This window comes from Candidatus Skiveiella danica (genome assembly GCF_022705245.1).
Taxonomy (GTDB): domain Bacteria; phylum Pseudomonadota; class Gammaproteobacteria; order Burkholderiales; family Burkholderiaceae_C; genus Skiveiella; species Skiveiella danica.
Genome location: NZ_JAKJEW010000024.1, coordinates 19,796 through 36,065 on the forward strand (window position 1 = coordinate 19,796; position 16,270 = coordinate 36,065).

13 protein-coding genes are annotated in these 16,270 nt (G+C 64.2%); all 13 read right to left on the reverse strand.

What is annotated here, in order from left to right; all coding sequences use genetic code 11:
• Nucleotides 1-2: 2 nt before the first annotated feature.
• Nucleotides 3-509, reverse strand: a complete 507-nt coding sequence (gene mlaD, locus ACMUOY_RS14010; protein ID WP_413893348.1) for an outer membrane lipid asymmetry maintenance protein MlaD — start codon at nucleotides 507-509, stop codon at nucleotides 3-5.
• A gap of 9 nt (nucleotides 510-518) precedes the next feature.
• On the reverse strand, nucleotides 519-1,301 hold the full coding sequence (gene mlaE / locus ACMUOY_RS14015) for a lipid asymmetry maintenance ABC transporter permease subunit MlaE (RefSeq protein WP_413893349.1): 783 nt from the start codon (nucleotides 1,299-1,301) through the stop codon (nucleotides 519-521).
• Nucleotides 1,298-2,134 (reverse strand): ABC transporter ATP-binding protein, encoded by an 837-nt coding sequence (locus ACMUOY_RS14020; RefSeq protein WP_413893350.1) that lies wholly within the window; start codon nucleotides 2,132-2,134, stop codon nucleotides 1,298-1,300. The genes mlaE and ACMUOY_RS14020 overlap by 4 nt, the downstream gene beginning before the upstream one ends.
• Before the next feature lie 81 nt (nucleotides 2,135-2,215).
• Nucleotides 2,216-3,682: a glutamate synthase subunit beta gene (locus ACMUOY_RS14025; protein ID WP_413893351.1), complete on the reverse strand. Its 1,467-nt coding sequence runs from the start codon at nucleotides 3,680-3,682 to the stop codon at nucleotides 2,216-2,218.
• Between the two features lie 34 nt (nucleotides 3,683-3,716).
• A complete protein-coding gene (locus ACMUOY_RS14030; RefSeq protein ID WP_413893352.1) occupies nucleotides 3,717-8,450 on the reverse strand; it encodes a glutamate synthase-related protein in 4,734 nt (1,577 codons plus the stop codon).
• A 181-nt stretch (nucleotides 8,451-8,631) separates the two neighbouring features.
• Entirely contained in the window at nucleotides 8,632-9,339 is a 708-nt protein-coding gene (locus ACMUOY_RS14035) for an REP-associated tyrosine transposase (RefSeq protein WP_413893353.1), read from the reverse strand.
• A 220-nt stretch (nucleotides 9,340-9,559) separates the two neighbouring features.
• Nucleotides 9,560-10,444: a class I SAM-dependent methyltransferase gene (locus ACMUOY_RS14040; RefSeq protein WP_413893354.1), complete on the reverse strand. Its 885-nt coding sequence runs from the start codon at nucleotides 10,442-10,444 to the stop codon at nucleotides 9,560-9,562.
• Nucleotides 10,441-11,025, reverse strand: a complete 585-nt coding sequence (locus ACMUOY_RS14045) for a DUF1415 domain-containing protein (protein WP_413893355.1) — start codon at nucleotides 11,023-11,025, stop codon at nucleotides 10,441-10,443. The genes ACMUOY_RS14040 and ACMUOY_RS14045 overlap by 4 nt, the downstream gene beginning before the upstream one ends.
• The gene (locus ACMUOY_RS14050) at nucleotides 11,022-12,236 is read right to left on the reverse strand and encodes a CynX/NimT family MFS transporter (RefSeq protein ID WP_413893356.1); all 1,215 of its coding nucleotides are present in this window, start codon (nucleotides 12,234-12,236) and stop codon (nucleotides 11,022-11,024) included. The genes ACMUOY_RS14045 and ACMUOY_RS14050 overlap by 4 nt, the downstream gene beginning before the upstream one ends.
• Nucleotides 12,237-12,276: 40 nt before the next feature.
• The gene (locus ACMUOY_RS14055) at nucleotides 12,277-13,443 is read right to left on the reverse strand and encodes a deoxyguanosinetriphosphate triphosphohydrolase (RefSeq protein ID WP_413893357.1); all 1,167 of its coding nucleotides are present in this window, start codon (nucleotides 13,441-13,443) and stop codon (nucleotides 12,277-12,279) included.
• Nucleotides 13,444-13,518: 75 nt separating this feature from the next.
• Nucleotides 13,519-14,631: a 3-dehydroquinate synthase family protein gene (aroB, locus tag ACMUOY_RS14060; RefSeq protein WP_413893358.1), complete on the reverse strand. Its 1,113-nt coding sequence runs from the start codon at nucleotides 14,629-14,631 to the stop codon at nucleotides 13,519-13,521.
• A 62-nt stretch (nucleotides 14,632-14,693) separates the two neighbouring features.
• Complete coding sequence (locus ACMUOY_RS14065) at nucleotides 14,694-15,245, reverse strand: shikimate kinase (protein WP_413893359.1); 552 nt, start codon at nucleotides 15,243-15,245, stop codon at nucleotides 14,694-14,696.
• A gap of 115 nt (nucleotides 15,246-15,360) precedes the next feature.
• The coding region (locus tag ACMUOY_RS14070) for a hypothetical protein (RefSeq protein WP_413893360.1) at nucleotides 15,361-16,270 on the reverse strand (910 nt) is incomplete at its 5' end.

The window sequence follows — 16,270 nt, forward strand, 5'->3', positions numbered from 1 at the left end:
GTTCACTTCTTTTTTCCCGACGCGGGCGTGCTGTTGCCGGCCGGCGCGTTGCCACCCTCAGCCGCCTTGTTGAACAGGAACTGGCTGATCAGATTTTCCAGCACAACCGCCGATTGGGTCGTACTCAGGCTGTCGCCAGAGACCAGCACCTTGTCTTCAGCACCGGCCTCAATGCCGACGTATTGTTCACCCAAAAGACCACTGGTGAGGATCTTCAGGGAGCTGTCTTTGGGAAAGGCATAGCGGCTTTCCAGCGCCAGGGTCACCTTCGCCTGGAATGTCTTGTCGTCGAAGGTGATGGATTCCACCCGGCCGACCACGACACCGGCGCTCTTGACCGCTGCCTTGGGCTTCAGGCCGCCGATGTTGTCGAATTTCGCCGTCACCTTGTAGTCCGACTGAAAGCTCAGGCTCAGCAGATTGGCCGACTTGAGCGCCAGAAACAGAATGGCCGCCATGCCCACCATCACGAACAAACCCACCCACACATCATTTCTGGAACGCTGCACCGGGCTCTCCTAGATACTGAACATCATGACGGTCAGGACGAAGTCCAGACCGAGAACGGACAGCGACGACACCACCACAGTGCGCGTCGTTGCCCGGGAAACCCCCTCCGGCGTGGCCTGGGCCTCGTAGCCCTGCAACAGCGCAATGAAGGTCACGGCAATACCAAACACAACGCTCTTGATCACCCCGTTGCCGACATCGCTCCAGACATCCACGCCACCCTGCATCTGGCTCCAGAACGCGCCGGAGTCGATGCCGATCAGCAGGACCGCCACCACATAGCCGCCCAGAATGCCCACCGCGCTGAACACGGCAGCCAGCAGGGGCATGGCGATCACACCGCCCCAGAAGCGCGGCGCCAGAATACGCTGCACCGGGTCCACCGCCATCATTTCCATGGCGCTGAGCTGCTCGCCCGCCTTCATCAGGCCGATTTCGGCCGTGAGCGAGGTGCCTGCCCGCCCGGCAAACAGCAGCGCGGTGATGACCGGCCCCAGTTCGCGCACCAGACTCAGCGCCACCAGCAGGCCTACGGCCTCGGACGAACCGTAGCGCTGCAGCGTGTAGTAGCCCTGCAGCCCAAGCACAAACCCCACGAACAGGCCGGACACCGAGATGATGGCCAGCGAATGGTTGCCCAGGAAGAACACCTGGTCGCGCACCAGCCTGAAGCGCTTGAAACTGGCGCCGAACAAGGTGAAGAGATGCAGCAGCATCCGGGCGCCATGGCCCCATTCCGCCAAGGTCTGGCGCGCCGAGAGTCCCACGTCGGCCGGTCGGTACCAGCTCATGGCCTGGCTCCGCAGAAATCCTGATCGACCGGCGGGGCTGGGTAGTGGAAACGCACCGGCCCGTCGCTCTGGCCGCTGACGAACTGGTGCACCAGCGGGTCGGTGCTGTGGCGCACCTCGTCCGGCGTGCCCTGCGCGGCGATCTTGCCGTTGGCCAGCACGACGACCTGATCGGCAATCTGGAAGGTCTCGTCAAGGTCGTGTGATACCACGATGCTGGTCAGCCCCATGACCTCGTTCAACTGGCGGATCAGGCGGGCGGCGGTACCCAGCGAGATCGGATCCAGCCCGGAAAAGGGTTCGTCGTACATGACCAGTTCGGGGTCCAGCGCAATCGCCCGGGCCAGGGCGACGCGCCGCGCCATGCCTCCGGAAATTTCCGAAGGCATCATGTCGCGGGCGCCCCGCAGGCCCACCGCGTTGAGCTTCAGCAGCACCACGTCGCGGATCAGGTCTTCCGACAGATCGGTGTGTTCGCGCAGCGGAAAGGCGACGTTCTCGAACACGCTGAGGTCGGTGAACAAGGCACCGAACTGAAACAGCATCCCCATGCGCCGACGCGCAAGGTGCAGGTCGCGCCCTTGCAGGGCGCCCACGTCCTGCGCGGAATCGTCGCCCGTCGGCCCTTGCAGCAGAACCTGCCCTTTCTGTGCCTTCCACTGGCCCCCGATGAGTCGCAACACCGTGGTCTTGCCTCCGCCGGAGGCCCCCATCAACGCGGTCACCTTGCCGCGTGGAATGCGCAGCGACACGTCGTCCAGAATGACCCGCTCACCGTACCCGAAGGTCAGGTTGCGAATTTCGACAAGGGCATCGTTTGGGATGGGCTTCATGAATGCAAAAGCCGGACGGAGCCCGGCTTTTTGCATGATACGGGATTCAGGTAAACCCTGAGTACCCCCGGTTTGAAGGGTTCAGCGCGGCAGGTCGCTGGAGCCCATCAGGAACTCGTCCACGGCGCGCGCGGCCTGGCGTCCTTCGCGGATCGCCCAGACCACCAGCGACTGCCCGCGGCGGATGTCGCCGGCAGCAAACACCTTGCTCACGTTCGTGGCATAGCCGCCGGTGAAGTCTGTGCTGGCCTTCGCGTTACCACGCCCATCCTTCTCGACGCCAAAGCCCTCCAGGATGGTGGCCACCGGATTCACGAAACCCATGGCCAGCAGCACGAGGTCGGCCTTGTACTCCTTCTCCGTGCCTGGAATATCGACCAGCTTGCCGTCCTTGAATTCGACGTGGACGGTCTTCAACCCGGTGACCTTGCCATTTTTTCCCGTGAATTCCTTGGTCGAAATGGCGAATTCGCGCACGCAGCCTTCATCATGGCTGGAGCTGGTGCGCAGCTTCAGCGGCCAGTAGGGCCAGGTCAGCGGCCGGTTTTCTTCCGCCGGCGGCTGGGGCATCACCTCGAACTGGGTCACACTGGCCGCGCCGTGGCGATTGCTGGTGCCCACGCAGTCGGAGCCGGTGTCGCCGCCACCGATGACGATGACGTGCTTGCCGTCGGCCCGCAGCTGGCCCTTGAGCTTGTCGCCCGCGTTGACCTTGTTCTGCTGAGGCAGGAACTCCATCGCAAAGTGGATGCCTTCCAGCTCACGGCCGGGCACGGGCAAGTCACGAGACTGCTCGGAGCCGCCGGTCAGCAGGATGGCGTCGAACTCCTTCTGCAGTTGCGCCGGGCTGATGGTCTCCTTCGCCCAGTTCGTGACTTTGCTGCCCTCAGGCATCGCGCCCACCAGAACGCCGGCGCGCACCGTCACGCCCTCGGCCTCAAGTTGCTTGACGCGACGGTCGATGTGCGACTTCTCCATCTTGAAGTCGGGAATGCCGTAGCGCAGCAGGCCGCCGATGCGGTCATTCTTCTCGAACAGGGTCACATCGTGGCCGGCGCGCGCCAGCTGCTGGGCGGCGGCCAGGCCAGCCGGGCCGGAACCCACGACCGCCACCTTCTTGCCGGTTTTCACCTTGGGGGGCAAGGGCTTGACCCAGCCCTCGGCCCAGGCCCGGTCGATGATGGCGTGCTCGATCGACTTGATGCCCACGGCGTCGTCATTCACGTTCAGCGTGCACGCCGCCTCGCAGGGCGCGGGGCAGATGCGGCCGGTGAACTCGGGGAAGTTGTTGGTGCTGTGCAGCACCTCGATCGCGTTCTTCCAGTCGCCGCGGTACACCAGATCGTTGAAGTCCGGAATGATGTTGTTGACCGGGCATCCGTTGTTGCAGAACGGGGTGCCGCAGTCCATGCAGCGCGCCGCCTGGACCTTGGCCTTGCCGTCGTCGAGGCCGACGACGAATTCCTTGTAGTGCTTGAGTCGCTCGGCGACCGGCTTGTAGCCCTCCTCGATGCGCTCGTATTCCATGAAGCCAGTGACTTTTCCCATGATTCGCTACCTTTGTGCTGAGCTGTACCGTGCCTTACTTGGCTGCAACCGCTTCTTTTTTTGAAGCAGACTTCGACGATTCCACGCTGGCTTTTGCCAATTTCTTGGCATGGATTTCGCCCAGGGCCCGCTTGTATTCATTGGGGAACACCTTGACGAACTTCGCGCGCGACTCACTCCAGTTGTCGAGCAATTCGCGGGCGCGGCGGCTGCCGGTCCAGCGCAGATGGTCTTCCAGCAACTTGCGCAGCTGCACCTCGTCGGTCTGGTCACGGTGCCAGATGGCGCGATCGATGGTGGCCTCCTGCTCGGCGGCGGGCAGGACCTTCTCCATCGAGACCATGGCGGTGTTGCAGCGCTTGGCGAACTGGCCATCCTCGTCGTATACATAGGCGATGCCGCCGCTCATGCCCGCGGCAAAGTTGCGGCCGGTCTTGCCCAGCACCGCGACCGTGCCGCCGGTCATGTACTCGCAGCCGTGGTCACCCGTGCCTTCGACCACCGCAATGGCGCCCGACAGTCGCACGGCGAAGCGCTCGCCGCCCACGCCGCTGAAATAGGCCTCGCCCGAGGTGGCGCCATACATCACGGTGTTGCCCACAATGATGTTCTGCGTGGCCGTGCCGCGGAAGTCCAGGCTGGGGCGCACCGCGATGCGCCCGCCTGACAGGCCCTTGCCGGTGTAGTCGTTGGCCTCGCCGATCAGGTACAGCGTGATGCCCTTGGCCAGGAAAGCACCGAACGACTGCCCGCCCGTGCCTTCGAGCTGGATGCGGATGGTGTCGTCCGGCAGGCCTTCGGGGTGCACCTGGGTCAGCGCGCCGGACAGCATGGCGCCGACCGAGCGGTTGACGTTGCGGGCGACTTCCATGAACTGGACCTTCTCTCCCTTGTCGATCGCGGCGCGCGACTTGGCGATCAGCACGTTGTCGAGCGACTTCTCCAGACCGTGGTCCTGGCTTTCGATATGGAAGCGCGACACATCGGCCGGCATTTGCGGCTGCGCCAGCAGGCGGCTGAAATCCAGGCCGCTGGCCTTCCAGTGCTCGATACCCTTCTTCATGTCAAGCAGGTCGGCCCGGCCGATCAGGTCGTCGAACTTGCGGATGCCCAGCTGCGCCATGATCTGGCGCACTTCCTCGGCGATGAAGAAGAAGTAGTTGACGACGTGCTCGGGCTTGCCGGAGAACTTCTGGCGCAGCACCGGGTCCTGCGTGGCCACGCCCACCGGGCAGGTGTTCAGGTGGCACTTGCGCATCATGATGCAGCCTTCCACCACCAGCGGCGCAGTGGCGAAGCCGAATTCATCCGCCCCAAGCAGCGCACCGATGGCGACGTCACGGCCGGTTTTCATCTGGCCGTCGGTCTGCACGCGGATGCGGCTGCGCAGGCGGTTGAGCACCAGGGTCTGCTGCGTTTCGGCCAGGCCGATTTCCCACGGGCTGCCGGCATGCTTGATCGACGACCAGGGCGAGGCGCCCGTGCCGCCGTCGTGCCCGGCGATCACCACATGGTCGGCCTTGCACTTGGCGACGCCCGCGGCGATGGTGCCCACGCCGATCTCCGACACCAGCTTGACGCTGATGGAGCTGTGCGGAGCGACGTTCTTCAGATCGTGGATCAGCTGGGCCAGATCCTCGATCGAATAGATGTCGTGGTGCGGCGGCGGGGAAATCAGACCCACGCCTGGCACCGAGTGGCGCAGCTTTCCGATGTAGTCGGACACCTTGCCGCCCGGTAGCTGGCCTCCTTCGCCGGGCTTGGCGCCCTGGGCCATCTTGATCTGGATCTGGTCGGCGCTGGCCAGGTACTCGGCGGTTACGCCGAAACGGCCAGAGGCCACCTGCTTGATGCGCGAACGCAGGGAGTCGCCATCCTGCAGCGGCAGATCGACCTCGACGTTTTCAGCGCCGATCACGCTCTTGAGGCTGTCGCCTTTCTTGATCGGGATGCCCTTGAGCTCGTTGCGATAGCGCGCCGCGTCTTCGCCGCCTTCACCGGTGTTGCTCTTGCCGCCGATGCGGTTCATGGCCACGGCCAGCGTGGCGTGGGCCTCGGTGGAGATGGAGCCCAGCGACATCGCGCCGGTGGCGAAGCGCTTGACGATTTCCTTGGCCGGCTCGACTTCCTCGACCGGAATCGCCTTGGCCGGATCGATCTTGAATTCGAACAGGCCGCGCAGCGTCATGTGGCGGCGGCTTTGGTCGTTGATGATCTGGGCGTATTCCTTGTAGGTGTTCCAGTTGTTGGCGCGGGTGCTGTGCTGCAGCTTGGCAATCGCGTCGGGGCTCCACATGTGCTCCTCGCCGCGGGTGCGCCAGGCATATTCGCCGCCGGCGTCCAGCATGGTGGCCAGCACCGGGTCGTCACCAAACGCCGCCTTGTGCATGCGGATGGCTTCCTCGGCAATCTCGAAGACACCGATGCCTTCGACCCGGCTCGGCGTGCCGGTGAAGTACTTGGCGACGGTGGCGCTGTTGAGGCCAATGGCTTCGAACAGCTGCGCGCCGCAATAGCTCATGTAGGTGCTCACGCCCATCTTGGACATGATCTTCGACAGGCCCTTGCCCACCGCCTTGACGTAGTTGTAAATGGCTTTTTCGGCCGACAGGTCGCCGGTCAGGTCCTTGTGGATCGCGGCCAGGGTTTCCATCGCCAGGTAGGGATGAACGGCTTCGGCGCCGTAGCCGGCCAGCACACCAAAATGGTGCACCTCGCGCGCCGTGCCGGTTTCCACCACCAGGCCGGCGGTGGTGCGAAGGCCTTCGCGCACCAGGTGCTGGTGGATGGCCGACAAGGCCAGCAGAGCGGGAATCGCCACCTGGGTGGCGCTGACGGCGCGGTCGCTGATGATCAGGATGTTCTTGCCGCCCTTGATCGCGTCCACCGCTTCGGCGCACAGCGAGGCCAGCTTGGCCTCCACACCCTCCTGGCCCCAGAGCAGCGGGTAGGTGATGTCGAGCGTGACGCTGCGGAACTTGCCGTGGGTGTGCCGCTCGATGTCGCGCAGCTTGGCCATGTCGGCGAAGTCCAGGATCGGCTGGCTCACTTCCAGCCGCATCGGCGGGTTGACCTGGTTGATGTCGAGCAGGTTGGGCTTGGGGCCGATGAAGGACACCAGCGACATCACGATGGCTTCGCGGATCGGGTCGATCGGCGGGTTCGTCACCTGCGCGAACAGCTGCTTGAAGTAGTTGTAGAGCGGCTTGTTGCGGTCGCTCAGCACGGCCAGCGGGCTGTCGTTGCCCATCGATCCGATGGCCTCCTCGCCGGCCTGCGCCATGGGTGCCAGCAGGAACTTGATGTCTTCCTGGGTGGTGCCGAAGGCCTGCTGGCGGTCCAGCAGGCTCACCGTGCTCTCGGAGGCGCTGGCGGGTTCGCCGTCCTCCTCGAGGTCGTCGAGGCGGATGCGCAGGTTCTCGATCCATTGCTTGTAAGGCTTGCTGTTGGCGAGGTTGGCCTTGAGTTCCTCGTCGTCGATCATGCGGCCCTGTTCCAGGTCGATCAGGAACATCTTGCCGGGCTGCAGGCGCCACTTGCGCACGATCTTGGAGTCAGGCACCGGCAGCACACCGGCTTCCGAGCCCATGATGACCAGGTCGTCATCGGTGATGCAGTAGCGCGCCGGGCGCAGGCCGTTGCGGTCGAGCGTGGCGCCGATCTGGCGTCCATCGGTAAAGACAATGGACGCAGGGCCGTCCCAGGGCTCCATCATGGCCGCGTGGTATTCGTAGAAGGCCTTGCGGCGTTCGTCCATGGTGGTGTGCTGTTCCCATGGCTCGGGAATCATCATCATCACGGCCTGGCTGATCGGGTAGCCGGCCATCGTCAGCAATTCGAGGCAGTTGTCAAAGGTGGCGGTGTCGGACTGGTCGGCGAAGCTGATGGGGTAGAGCTTTTGCAGGTCGGCGCCCAGCACAGGGGACGACATGACGCCTTCGCGCGCTTTCATCCAGTTGTAGTTGCCCTTGACCGTGTTGATCTCGCCGTTGTGCGCGATGTAGCGGTACGGGTGCGCCAGCGGCCACTCGGGGAAGGTGTTGGTCGAGAAGCGCTGGTGCACCAGGCCCAGGGCCGAGACGCAACGCGGGTCCTGCAGGTCCAGGTAGTAGGTGCCCACTTGATCAGCCAGCAGCAGACCCTTGTAGATCACCGTGCGGCTGGACATGCTGGGCACGTAATACTCTTTGCTGTGCTTGAGCTTGAGACGCTGGATGTTGGCGCTGGCGGTCTTGCGGATCACGTAGAGCTTGCGCTCCAGCGCGTCCTGCACGATCACGTCGTTGCCGCGGCCGATGAAGACCTGGCGCAGGACCGGCTCCTTGGCGCGCACGTTGGGCGACATCGGCATGTCGCGGTTCACCGGCACGTCGCGCCAGCCCAGCAGCACCTGGCCCTCGGCCTTGATGGCGCGCTCCATCTCCTGCTCGCAGGCCAGGCGGCTGGCATGCTCCTTGGGCAGGAAGATCATGCCAACGCCGTATTCGCCCGGGGGCGGGAGTTCCACGCCCTGTTTGCCCATCTCCTCGCGATACAGGGCATCGGGCAGCTGGATCAGGATGCCGGCGCCGTCCCCCATCAGCTTGTCGGCACCCACCGCACCCCGATGGTCCAGGTTTTCAAGAATTTTCAGGCCCTGTTGCACGATGGCGTGCGACTTCTCGCCCTTGATGTGCGCCACGAAACCCACGCCGCAGGCGTCGTGTTCGTTGGCCGGGTCGTACAGACCGGTGTGTTGCAGTTCAGTTTTTTCGGCTGCCGTGGTCATGGCGCACTCCTAAATTTCACAGGGAAAAGAAGCATAGTGCACTGCAACAACAATGCCAAGCAAAATAATTGGGGTCAGATTCCAATTATTTTTTCATTTTGCAGATCGAGTATTATTCGGGGACATATCAAAAACAAGAGCTGATACTGACCCATTCACGCTGGGAACGTGCCAATTTGATTCATTTTTTCGTTCCAGAAGGCGCTACAGACATCGGCCGCCCCGCCTGCGCCGGACTGACCCGGCGGGCCGTGCGCTTTTGCAGATCTGCCACAAAATCCGGCTCGCCCAGCGCCCAGCCACTCAGCGCCGAGCGCGTCAGCGCGGTCTGCTGCGCCACGGTGATGCCGGCATGCACCAATTCGGCGTACACCGCCTCGCGGGCAAACGGCGTGTTGCCCAGTTCCCAGAACAGCGGATGCGGCGTAATCAGTTTGTCGGCCCGGCGCCCAATGTAATGCCCGTGGCTGGACCACGGATAGTCCGCCGCCTGCGCCACAAGCCCGGCGCGCACCGGATTCAGGTCGATGTAGGCCATGCAGGCCAGCAGGTAGCGCTCGGACTGGATCAACGTGGACCGGTAGCGCCCCTCCCACAGCGTGCCGGTGCGGCCCTGAGCGTTGTTGAAGGTGCGCACATAACTGCGCCCCACCGCCTGCATCATCATCGGCAACCCATCGCCTGTCTGCGGCGTGGCCAGCAGGTGAAAGTGGTTGCTCATCAGCACATAGGCATGGATCGCGACGCTGAATTTCTGCGCGTTGTCACGCAGGAGGTCGAGCAGCACCTGGTAGTCCGCGGTGGACGCGAAGATCGCCTGCCGGTTGTTGCCGCGCTGGATGACGTGGTGCGGGTAACCGGGAAGCGTGAGGCGGGGAAGACGGGCCATGTGGGGAATGCAAGGGGTGGTTTTGCATCATGATAATGGGGATCTGACCCCGATTAACCTGACCCCGATTAACCTACTAACTCCCTAAGGCCTCTGGAACGAAAATTCCAGGATTCTTGGGCCTTCCCCAGCGTGGATAGGTCATAGGTTGCTACTGAATCAGGACTCATCTGGCCGCCAACAAACCGCTGGATTCGCCAACCCGTGCCTCCGGCCGGCCTCAACCCGGGATGTCCGCCAGCCTGAACCGCGTCTCCAGCAACGATTCAATCCCGAACTGCTCCAGGATCGCGCGCAGGCGCTCGGCGGCGCTGCGTTTCTTCTGGCCGGTGTATTTCGCGATAATGAGTTCGTTCTTCAGGCTGTGCTCCCAGCCAACCAGTTCGGTCACCGTGACCTGGTAGCCGGACGCCTCCAGGTACAGGCAGCGCAGCACGTTGGTGATCTGGCTGCCCATCTCGCGGGTGTGCAACGGGTGGCGCCAGAGTTCGGCCAGCGGCGTGCGGGCCAAAACGAGCGCCTTGCCGGCGTTGAGCGTGCGCGCCACCTCGGCCTGGCAGCAGGGCACCAGCACCATGAATTTCGCGTGTTTCTGCAGGCCGAAGGCGATGGCGTCGTCGGTGGCGGTGTCGCAGGCGTGCAGCGCGGTGACGACTTCGATGCGCGCGGGCAGTTCATCGGACTGGGTGGCGTCGGCCACGCTGAGGTTCAAAAAGCTCATGCGCTCGAAGCCCAGGCGCGCGGCCAGTTCGCGTGACTTCTGCACCAGTTCGGCCCGTGTCTCGATGCCGTAGATGTGGCCGGTCTTCAGCGCCTTGAAATACAGGTCGTAAATGATGAAGCCCAGATAGGACTTGCCCGCGCCGTGGTCGGCCAGCGTGAGGCCGCCCTCGCCCACCTTCGATGTTTGCAGTTCCTGCAGGATTTTTTCGATGAACTGGAACAGGTGGTAGACCTGCTTGAGCTTGCGCCGCGAGTCCTGGTTGAGCTTGCCCTCGCGCGTGAGGATGTGCAGCTCCTTGAGCAGTTCGACCGACTGGCCGGGGCGGATTTCAGGGGCCAGGGCCGGTGCGCCAGGCCCGGCGGCGGGTTTCTTCTTCGTCATGGCTTTAGCTTGCCACAGTCGCCCGCGTCCAGCGTGGGCCCGACGTCAAGCGCCGCCCAGCCTTCGGGGCCGAGCTTTTCCATGGTCGCCATGTTGACCTCGAAGATCGCCTCGGCCTCGGGGAAGGACTGCACGGCGCGGTCGATGCTGGATTCTCGGATCAGGTGTAGCGTCGGGTACGGCGTGCGGTTGGTGTAGTTGGTGATGTCGTCGTCGCGCGTGCCGGCGAACACGAACCGCGGGTGGAACGGGGCAATCTGGATAACGCCTTCCAGGTCGAGTTCGGCCAGGGCGCGGTCCGCCGTGGCCAGAAAATCGTTGAAATCCAGGAAATCCGGGAAGGCATCGGGTGCGACCAGCAAGGTGGTATCGCGCACTTCGGGGTCGATGGCGGCCAGGTCGCGCAGCTCGCGCAGCAGGTCTTCACGCAGGGCGGGCCCGTCGGTGGCCGCGCTGACGGCGTAATGCACCTGCCCCTTGACGTGCACCGACTTGGCGAACGGGCACAGGTTCAGGCCGATCACGGCGCGCTCCAGCCAGCGGCGGGTGTCGGCGACCACGGTGTCGGTGCGGTCGGTCATGGTTCGGTCTCTCCTTTCGTGCGCAGGGCGCGCGCCATCTGCAGGGCCAGCAGGCCGCCGATGGCCGAACAGGCCCCCGTGACGGCCCAGGTCCACTGCCAGCCGCCCACGGCGCCCGCCACCCAGGCCACCAGCGGCGGTCCGGCGAACTGGCCGGCGGCCGACCATTGTTGCATCCAGCCCACGGTCGTGGAGATAGTGTCGTCGCCCGGCGCCAGCCGCACCGCCAGCGAGAAGAGCGTGCCCGGAATCATGCCACCCACCATGGAAAACAACAGCACGCCGGCGTAGCGCAGCAAAGGCTGGCTCTCGGCCAGGGCAAACGCCATCAGCGCGCCCATCGTCATGGTGACAAACCCGGCGTACAGCAGCGTCTGCGGCCGCAGGCCCCGCTGCAGCAACCGCCCGGAGCCCACGTTGCCGATGATGTTGACCGCGGCGGCCAGCGCGGTCAGCAGGCCGACCGCGGCGCCACCGATACCGGCCTGCAGGTAGATCGAAGGCAAGAATCCGATGACCGCCAGCCACTGGCTGGAGTACATCGCAAAGCTCAAGGCCACCAGCCAGGGGCCGCGCGCGGTGAGCGTCTGGTGCAGGCGGCGCGGCCAGGGCGACACGGGCGTTGGCGCCCGAACGGTCGGTCCGTGGCGCGCAGAGTTCGGCGGCACCCCACGCGCCAGCCAGACCGCCATGGCCGCGGTCAAGGCCGCCAGCCCCCACCACCAGCCCTGCCAGCCGACCCATGCGAGCACCAGCGGGCCGCACAGCAAGCCCAATGCCGAGCCCAGCGGCATGTACGCCCCCCACAACCCGAGCATCGCACTGAGACGCGCCATTGGGACCAGCTGACGGATCAGGGTGGGGGCTGGCAGCGCGGCCAGCAGCAGGCCGAAACCCTCCAGCGCCCGCAGCAACAGCAGATCGTTGGCGCTACGCGCCCAGCCGCCGACGGCGCTGGCCACAGCCAGCGTGCCGAGTCCCAACAGCATGCTGCGGCGCAGCCCGAAGCTGTCGGCGGTGAGGCCGACGGCCAGGCCCAGCGTCATGCCGGCAAGCTGCACCATGGAGAGCAGAAAGCCGGCCTGCAGCAGGGTGACGCCCAGAGCATCCCGCAGCGCCGGCAAGGCCGGCGGCAGTTTGCCCACGTGCAGTGCCGCGCACACGCCGGCCAGGATCACCAGCAAGGCGGGGTCGATGGCGGGGCGTTTCATGGGGTGGCGAAGGGGGTCTGCGGGATTCGCTGGCCCGGGCTCAGGCCAGCAGCCGGCGCCCGGTGAGGCGCTCGTGTTCGCGCGCGGCGAAGCGGTCGGTCATGCCGGCGATGTAGTCGGCCACGGCGCGGGCCAGGACGGCGGGATCGTCCAAGCCGCGCGTGGCGCGGTCGGCGAACTTGGCGGGCATCTGTGTTGGCTGAGCGAGATAGGCATGGAACAACTCGCGCACCACCTGCTTGGCCTGCCCGGTGGTGTGCATGACCTGCGCATGCCGATACAGGTTGGCGAGCAGGAAGCGCTTAAGCGCGGCGGACTGCTCGCGCATCGCGGGGTTGAACAGCACCAGGGGCGACAGTTGCCGCGCCTCGTCCGCCGAGCGGGGACCAGCAAGCCGGATCGCCTCGCGTGTAGCAGAAATGACGTCATAGACCTGGGCACTGAGCATGCGCCGGATGGTTTCGTACAGCACGCGGCGGCCGGCCAGGGCCGGGTACTCGCGCAACACCTCGGCGCGGTGCGACTCGAACAGTTCGACCTCGTGCAACTGCTCCAGCGTCAGCAGGCCGGATCTCACGCCGTCGTCGATGTCGTGCGCGTTGTAGGCGATCTCATCGGCGAGATTGCACAGTTGCGCTTCCAGGGACGGCTGGGAATGGTTCAGAAAACGATGCGCCACGCCGCCGGGATTGACCGCCTCGATCTTGCGGGCGTTGACGAGCGAGCAGTGCTTGAGGATCCCCTCACGCGTCTCAAAGCTCAGGTTGAGACCGTCCCAGGCCGGGTAGCGCTCCTCCAGATGGTCCACCACGCGCAGGCTCTGCAGATTGTGCTCGAAGCCGCCCCATTCGCGGCCCGGCCCGCTCATGCAGTCGTTGAGCGCATCCTGCCCGGCATGGCCGAAGGGGGTGTGGCCCAAGTCGTGCGCCAGCGCGATGGCTTCGACCAGGTCCTCGTTGAGCGCGAGTGAACGCGCAATCGAGCGGCCGAGTTGCGCCACTTCCAGCGAGTGGGTCAGGCGGGTGCGGAACAGGTCGCCCTCGTGATTGAGGAAGACCTGCGTCTTGTAGACCAGGCGGCGAAACGCGGTGGAGTGAACGATGCGGTCACGGTCGCGCTGGAACGCCGAGCGGGTCGGCGCCGGGGCTTCGGCATGGCGGCGACCACGGGTCTTGGCCGGATCAGACGCGTAGGGGGCCAGAACCATGCAAATAGGAATAAATGAAGCCACGCCCCAGCGTCGAATAGACGTTGTCTGCTATGTTTTTCATACCCGCCGGGATCAGGTCGCGCACGACTGGTCAATCACCTCGCGCACCATCTGATCCGGCGTCCCGCGCATCTGTGCGGTGCCAGAGCCATCGACCACGACGAACTTGATCTCACCCCCTTCGGCCTTCTTGTCGACCCGCATGAGCGCCAGGTAGCGGCCGGCATTGTCCTGGGTATCGAGCACCGGCGCCCGCACCGGCAGGCCCGCCCGCGCCACCAGCGCCGTCAGGCGTTGAACAAAGGCTGCATCCACCAGCCCCAGGCACAGGGACAGGCGCGCGGCCATGACCATGCCGCAGCCGACCGCTTCGCCGTGCAGCCACTCACCGTAGCCTAGGCCGGCCTCGATGGCGTGGCCAAAGGTATGGCCAAAGTTCAGAATGGCACGCAGGCCCGATTCGCGTTCGTCCTGGCTCACCACCCAGGCTTTGATCTCACAGCTTCGCTTTACGGCATGGGCCAGCGCGGCGGGGTCGCGCGCGAGCAGCGCGTCCAGGTTGGCCTCGATCCAGTCCAGAAACGCCAGATCGGCAATCGGCCCATATTTGATGACTTCAGCCAGCCCGGCGCTGAGTTCCCGATCCGGCAAGGTGCGCAGGGTGTCGAGGTCGCAAATCACCAGCCGTGGCTGGTAGAACGCACCGATCATGTTTTTGCCCAGCGGGTGATTGATACCGGTCTTGCCGCCGACCGAAGAATCCACCTGCGCCAGCAGCGTGGTGGGCACCTGAACAAAGGGCACGCCGCGCATGTAGCTGGCGGCGGCGAAACCCGTCATGTCGCCGACAACCCCGCCGCCAAGCGCGTACAGGACAGTCTTGCGGTCGCAACCGTGGCCGAGCAGCGCATCAAAGATCAGGTTCAGGGTTTCCCAAGTCTTGAAAGACTCGCCATCGGGCAGAACCACCTGATGGACCCTGGCGTATCTTCCGGCCAGCGCATCGGCCAGGCGCTGCGCGTACAGCGGAGCCACAGTGAAGTTGCTCACAATGACGGCTGTCGCCGCTGGGGGCGCTTCGGCAAAAGCGGCCGGATCACCCAGCAGACCGGGGCCGATGGCAATGGTGTAACTGCGGTCGCCGAGCGCGATCGGGACCCGCTGGACGGCGGAAATTGGCTGCATTCGACAGAGTTTAGGTCATCCAGGCCGCGCTTCTGACGCAGAGGCCCTGGAAACCCACTGCCTCAGACGTCCGGTGAGGGTGCGGAGCTCCCTGACGCTCGTGTCGCCATGTTCGCCAGTTCCAGCTGCATCATGATCATGTTGACCAAGGTCGAGACCGAGGGGCGTCCGGTCTCGATCACGAAATGGGCGGCTTCACGATACAGGGGGTCGCGCACGGAATAGAGATCCCTCAGACGACCCAGCGGGTCCTTGACCTGGAGCAGCGGCCGATTGACGTCATGTCGGAGTCGGCGAAAGACCTCTTCGGGACTCGAGCGGAGGTAGACCACCTGTGCCCGTGTTCGGAGGTGGACCCGATTGGCCTCCCGCAGGACCGCACCACCGCCAGTGGCGAGCACGCCTTCGTGGCTTAGCGTCAAGTCGTCGATGACAGACTCTTCGACGTCACGAAAGCGCTCCTCACCTTCCCTTTCGAAGTACTCCCGGATCGAGCAGCCGAGTTGCTTCTCGATCACGTGATCGGAATCGACGAACGCCTCACCCAAGCGGCGGGCCAGCTGCCGTCCGATAGTGGACTTGCCCGAACCGGGCAAGCCGACAAGGGCAATCATTCCCGACGTTTTGGTCCGGCTGGCGCTGCTGGACCTTCACCCATCAATACCTTCCCGAATCTCGGAAACAGCGCCAGAAACTCCGTGCATGCTGAGGCGTAAGCCCTAGGTTCGATCATGGACAGGTTCCATTGTCCGCAATCGTGACCGTCGCAAGTGCGGAGGCCCCTGTGGAGTCAACCACGGTGATAACTACCGGGGTATTCGCCGCTACGCATCGTGTTCCATTGCTCCCCGTGGTCACGCTTACCTTGGATCCGACTACGGCGGCACGCAACAAGGCTATGTCCGAACTGAATACGCTAATTGATCCAGTCGCACCATAAACCGAGAGTGTGATCGCCTGATTGTCCTTCTCGGAAACCGTCAGCACGCTCGGAGACAGGCGAATTCCTGGCGTCGCAGCGTTCGATGTGACCGAGTAAGGTGCCGACTGATTATTTGCATCCAATACAGTTATTACTGTTTGCCCGGTTTGCTTCAGTTGGATCGTCAACTGGTCTGAACCCACGATAGAGGCGGTAGCTACGAGGATATTGCCAACGGAGGCCCGGTAAGGCGGAGCCCCACCGACTATGGTAGCGACCAAGATATCGTCAATAATTCCGGTGGCGCTGTTCGGCGTTATGGACAAGGGTTTCAACCCGACCGTAACAGCGACCGGGACGGTCGCACCGACAGCGTCACGGACAACAATACTTGTCGATCCAGCGCTAAGTCCTGTCACTGTCAGGTTGTTGCCCACAAGTGAAACAACAGCGACACTGGTATTGCCGCTGGTGACCGTGTAGGGCCCGGTACCACCACCCACACCATAGGTTTGCGTTGAACCAATGGCAATCGTGACGTTCGGCAGCGCTGTTGTGAACAACGCGACTGTTGTAGCTGCCGGCACCGTAACCGCCACGTTCACCGTCGCGCCCTGACTGTCACTGATGAAAACGTTTGCCGAGCCGGCCGTGATCCCGGTGACCGTCAGACTGTTACCCACAAGTGAAGCAAAAGCGACACTGGCATTGCTGCTC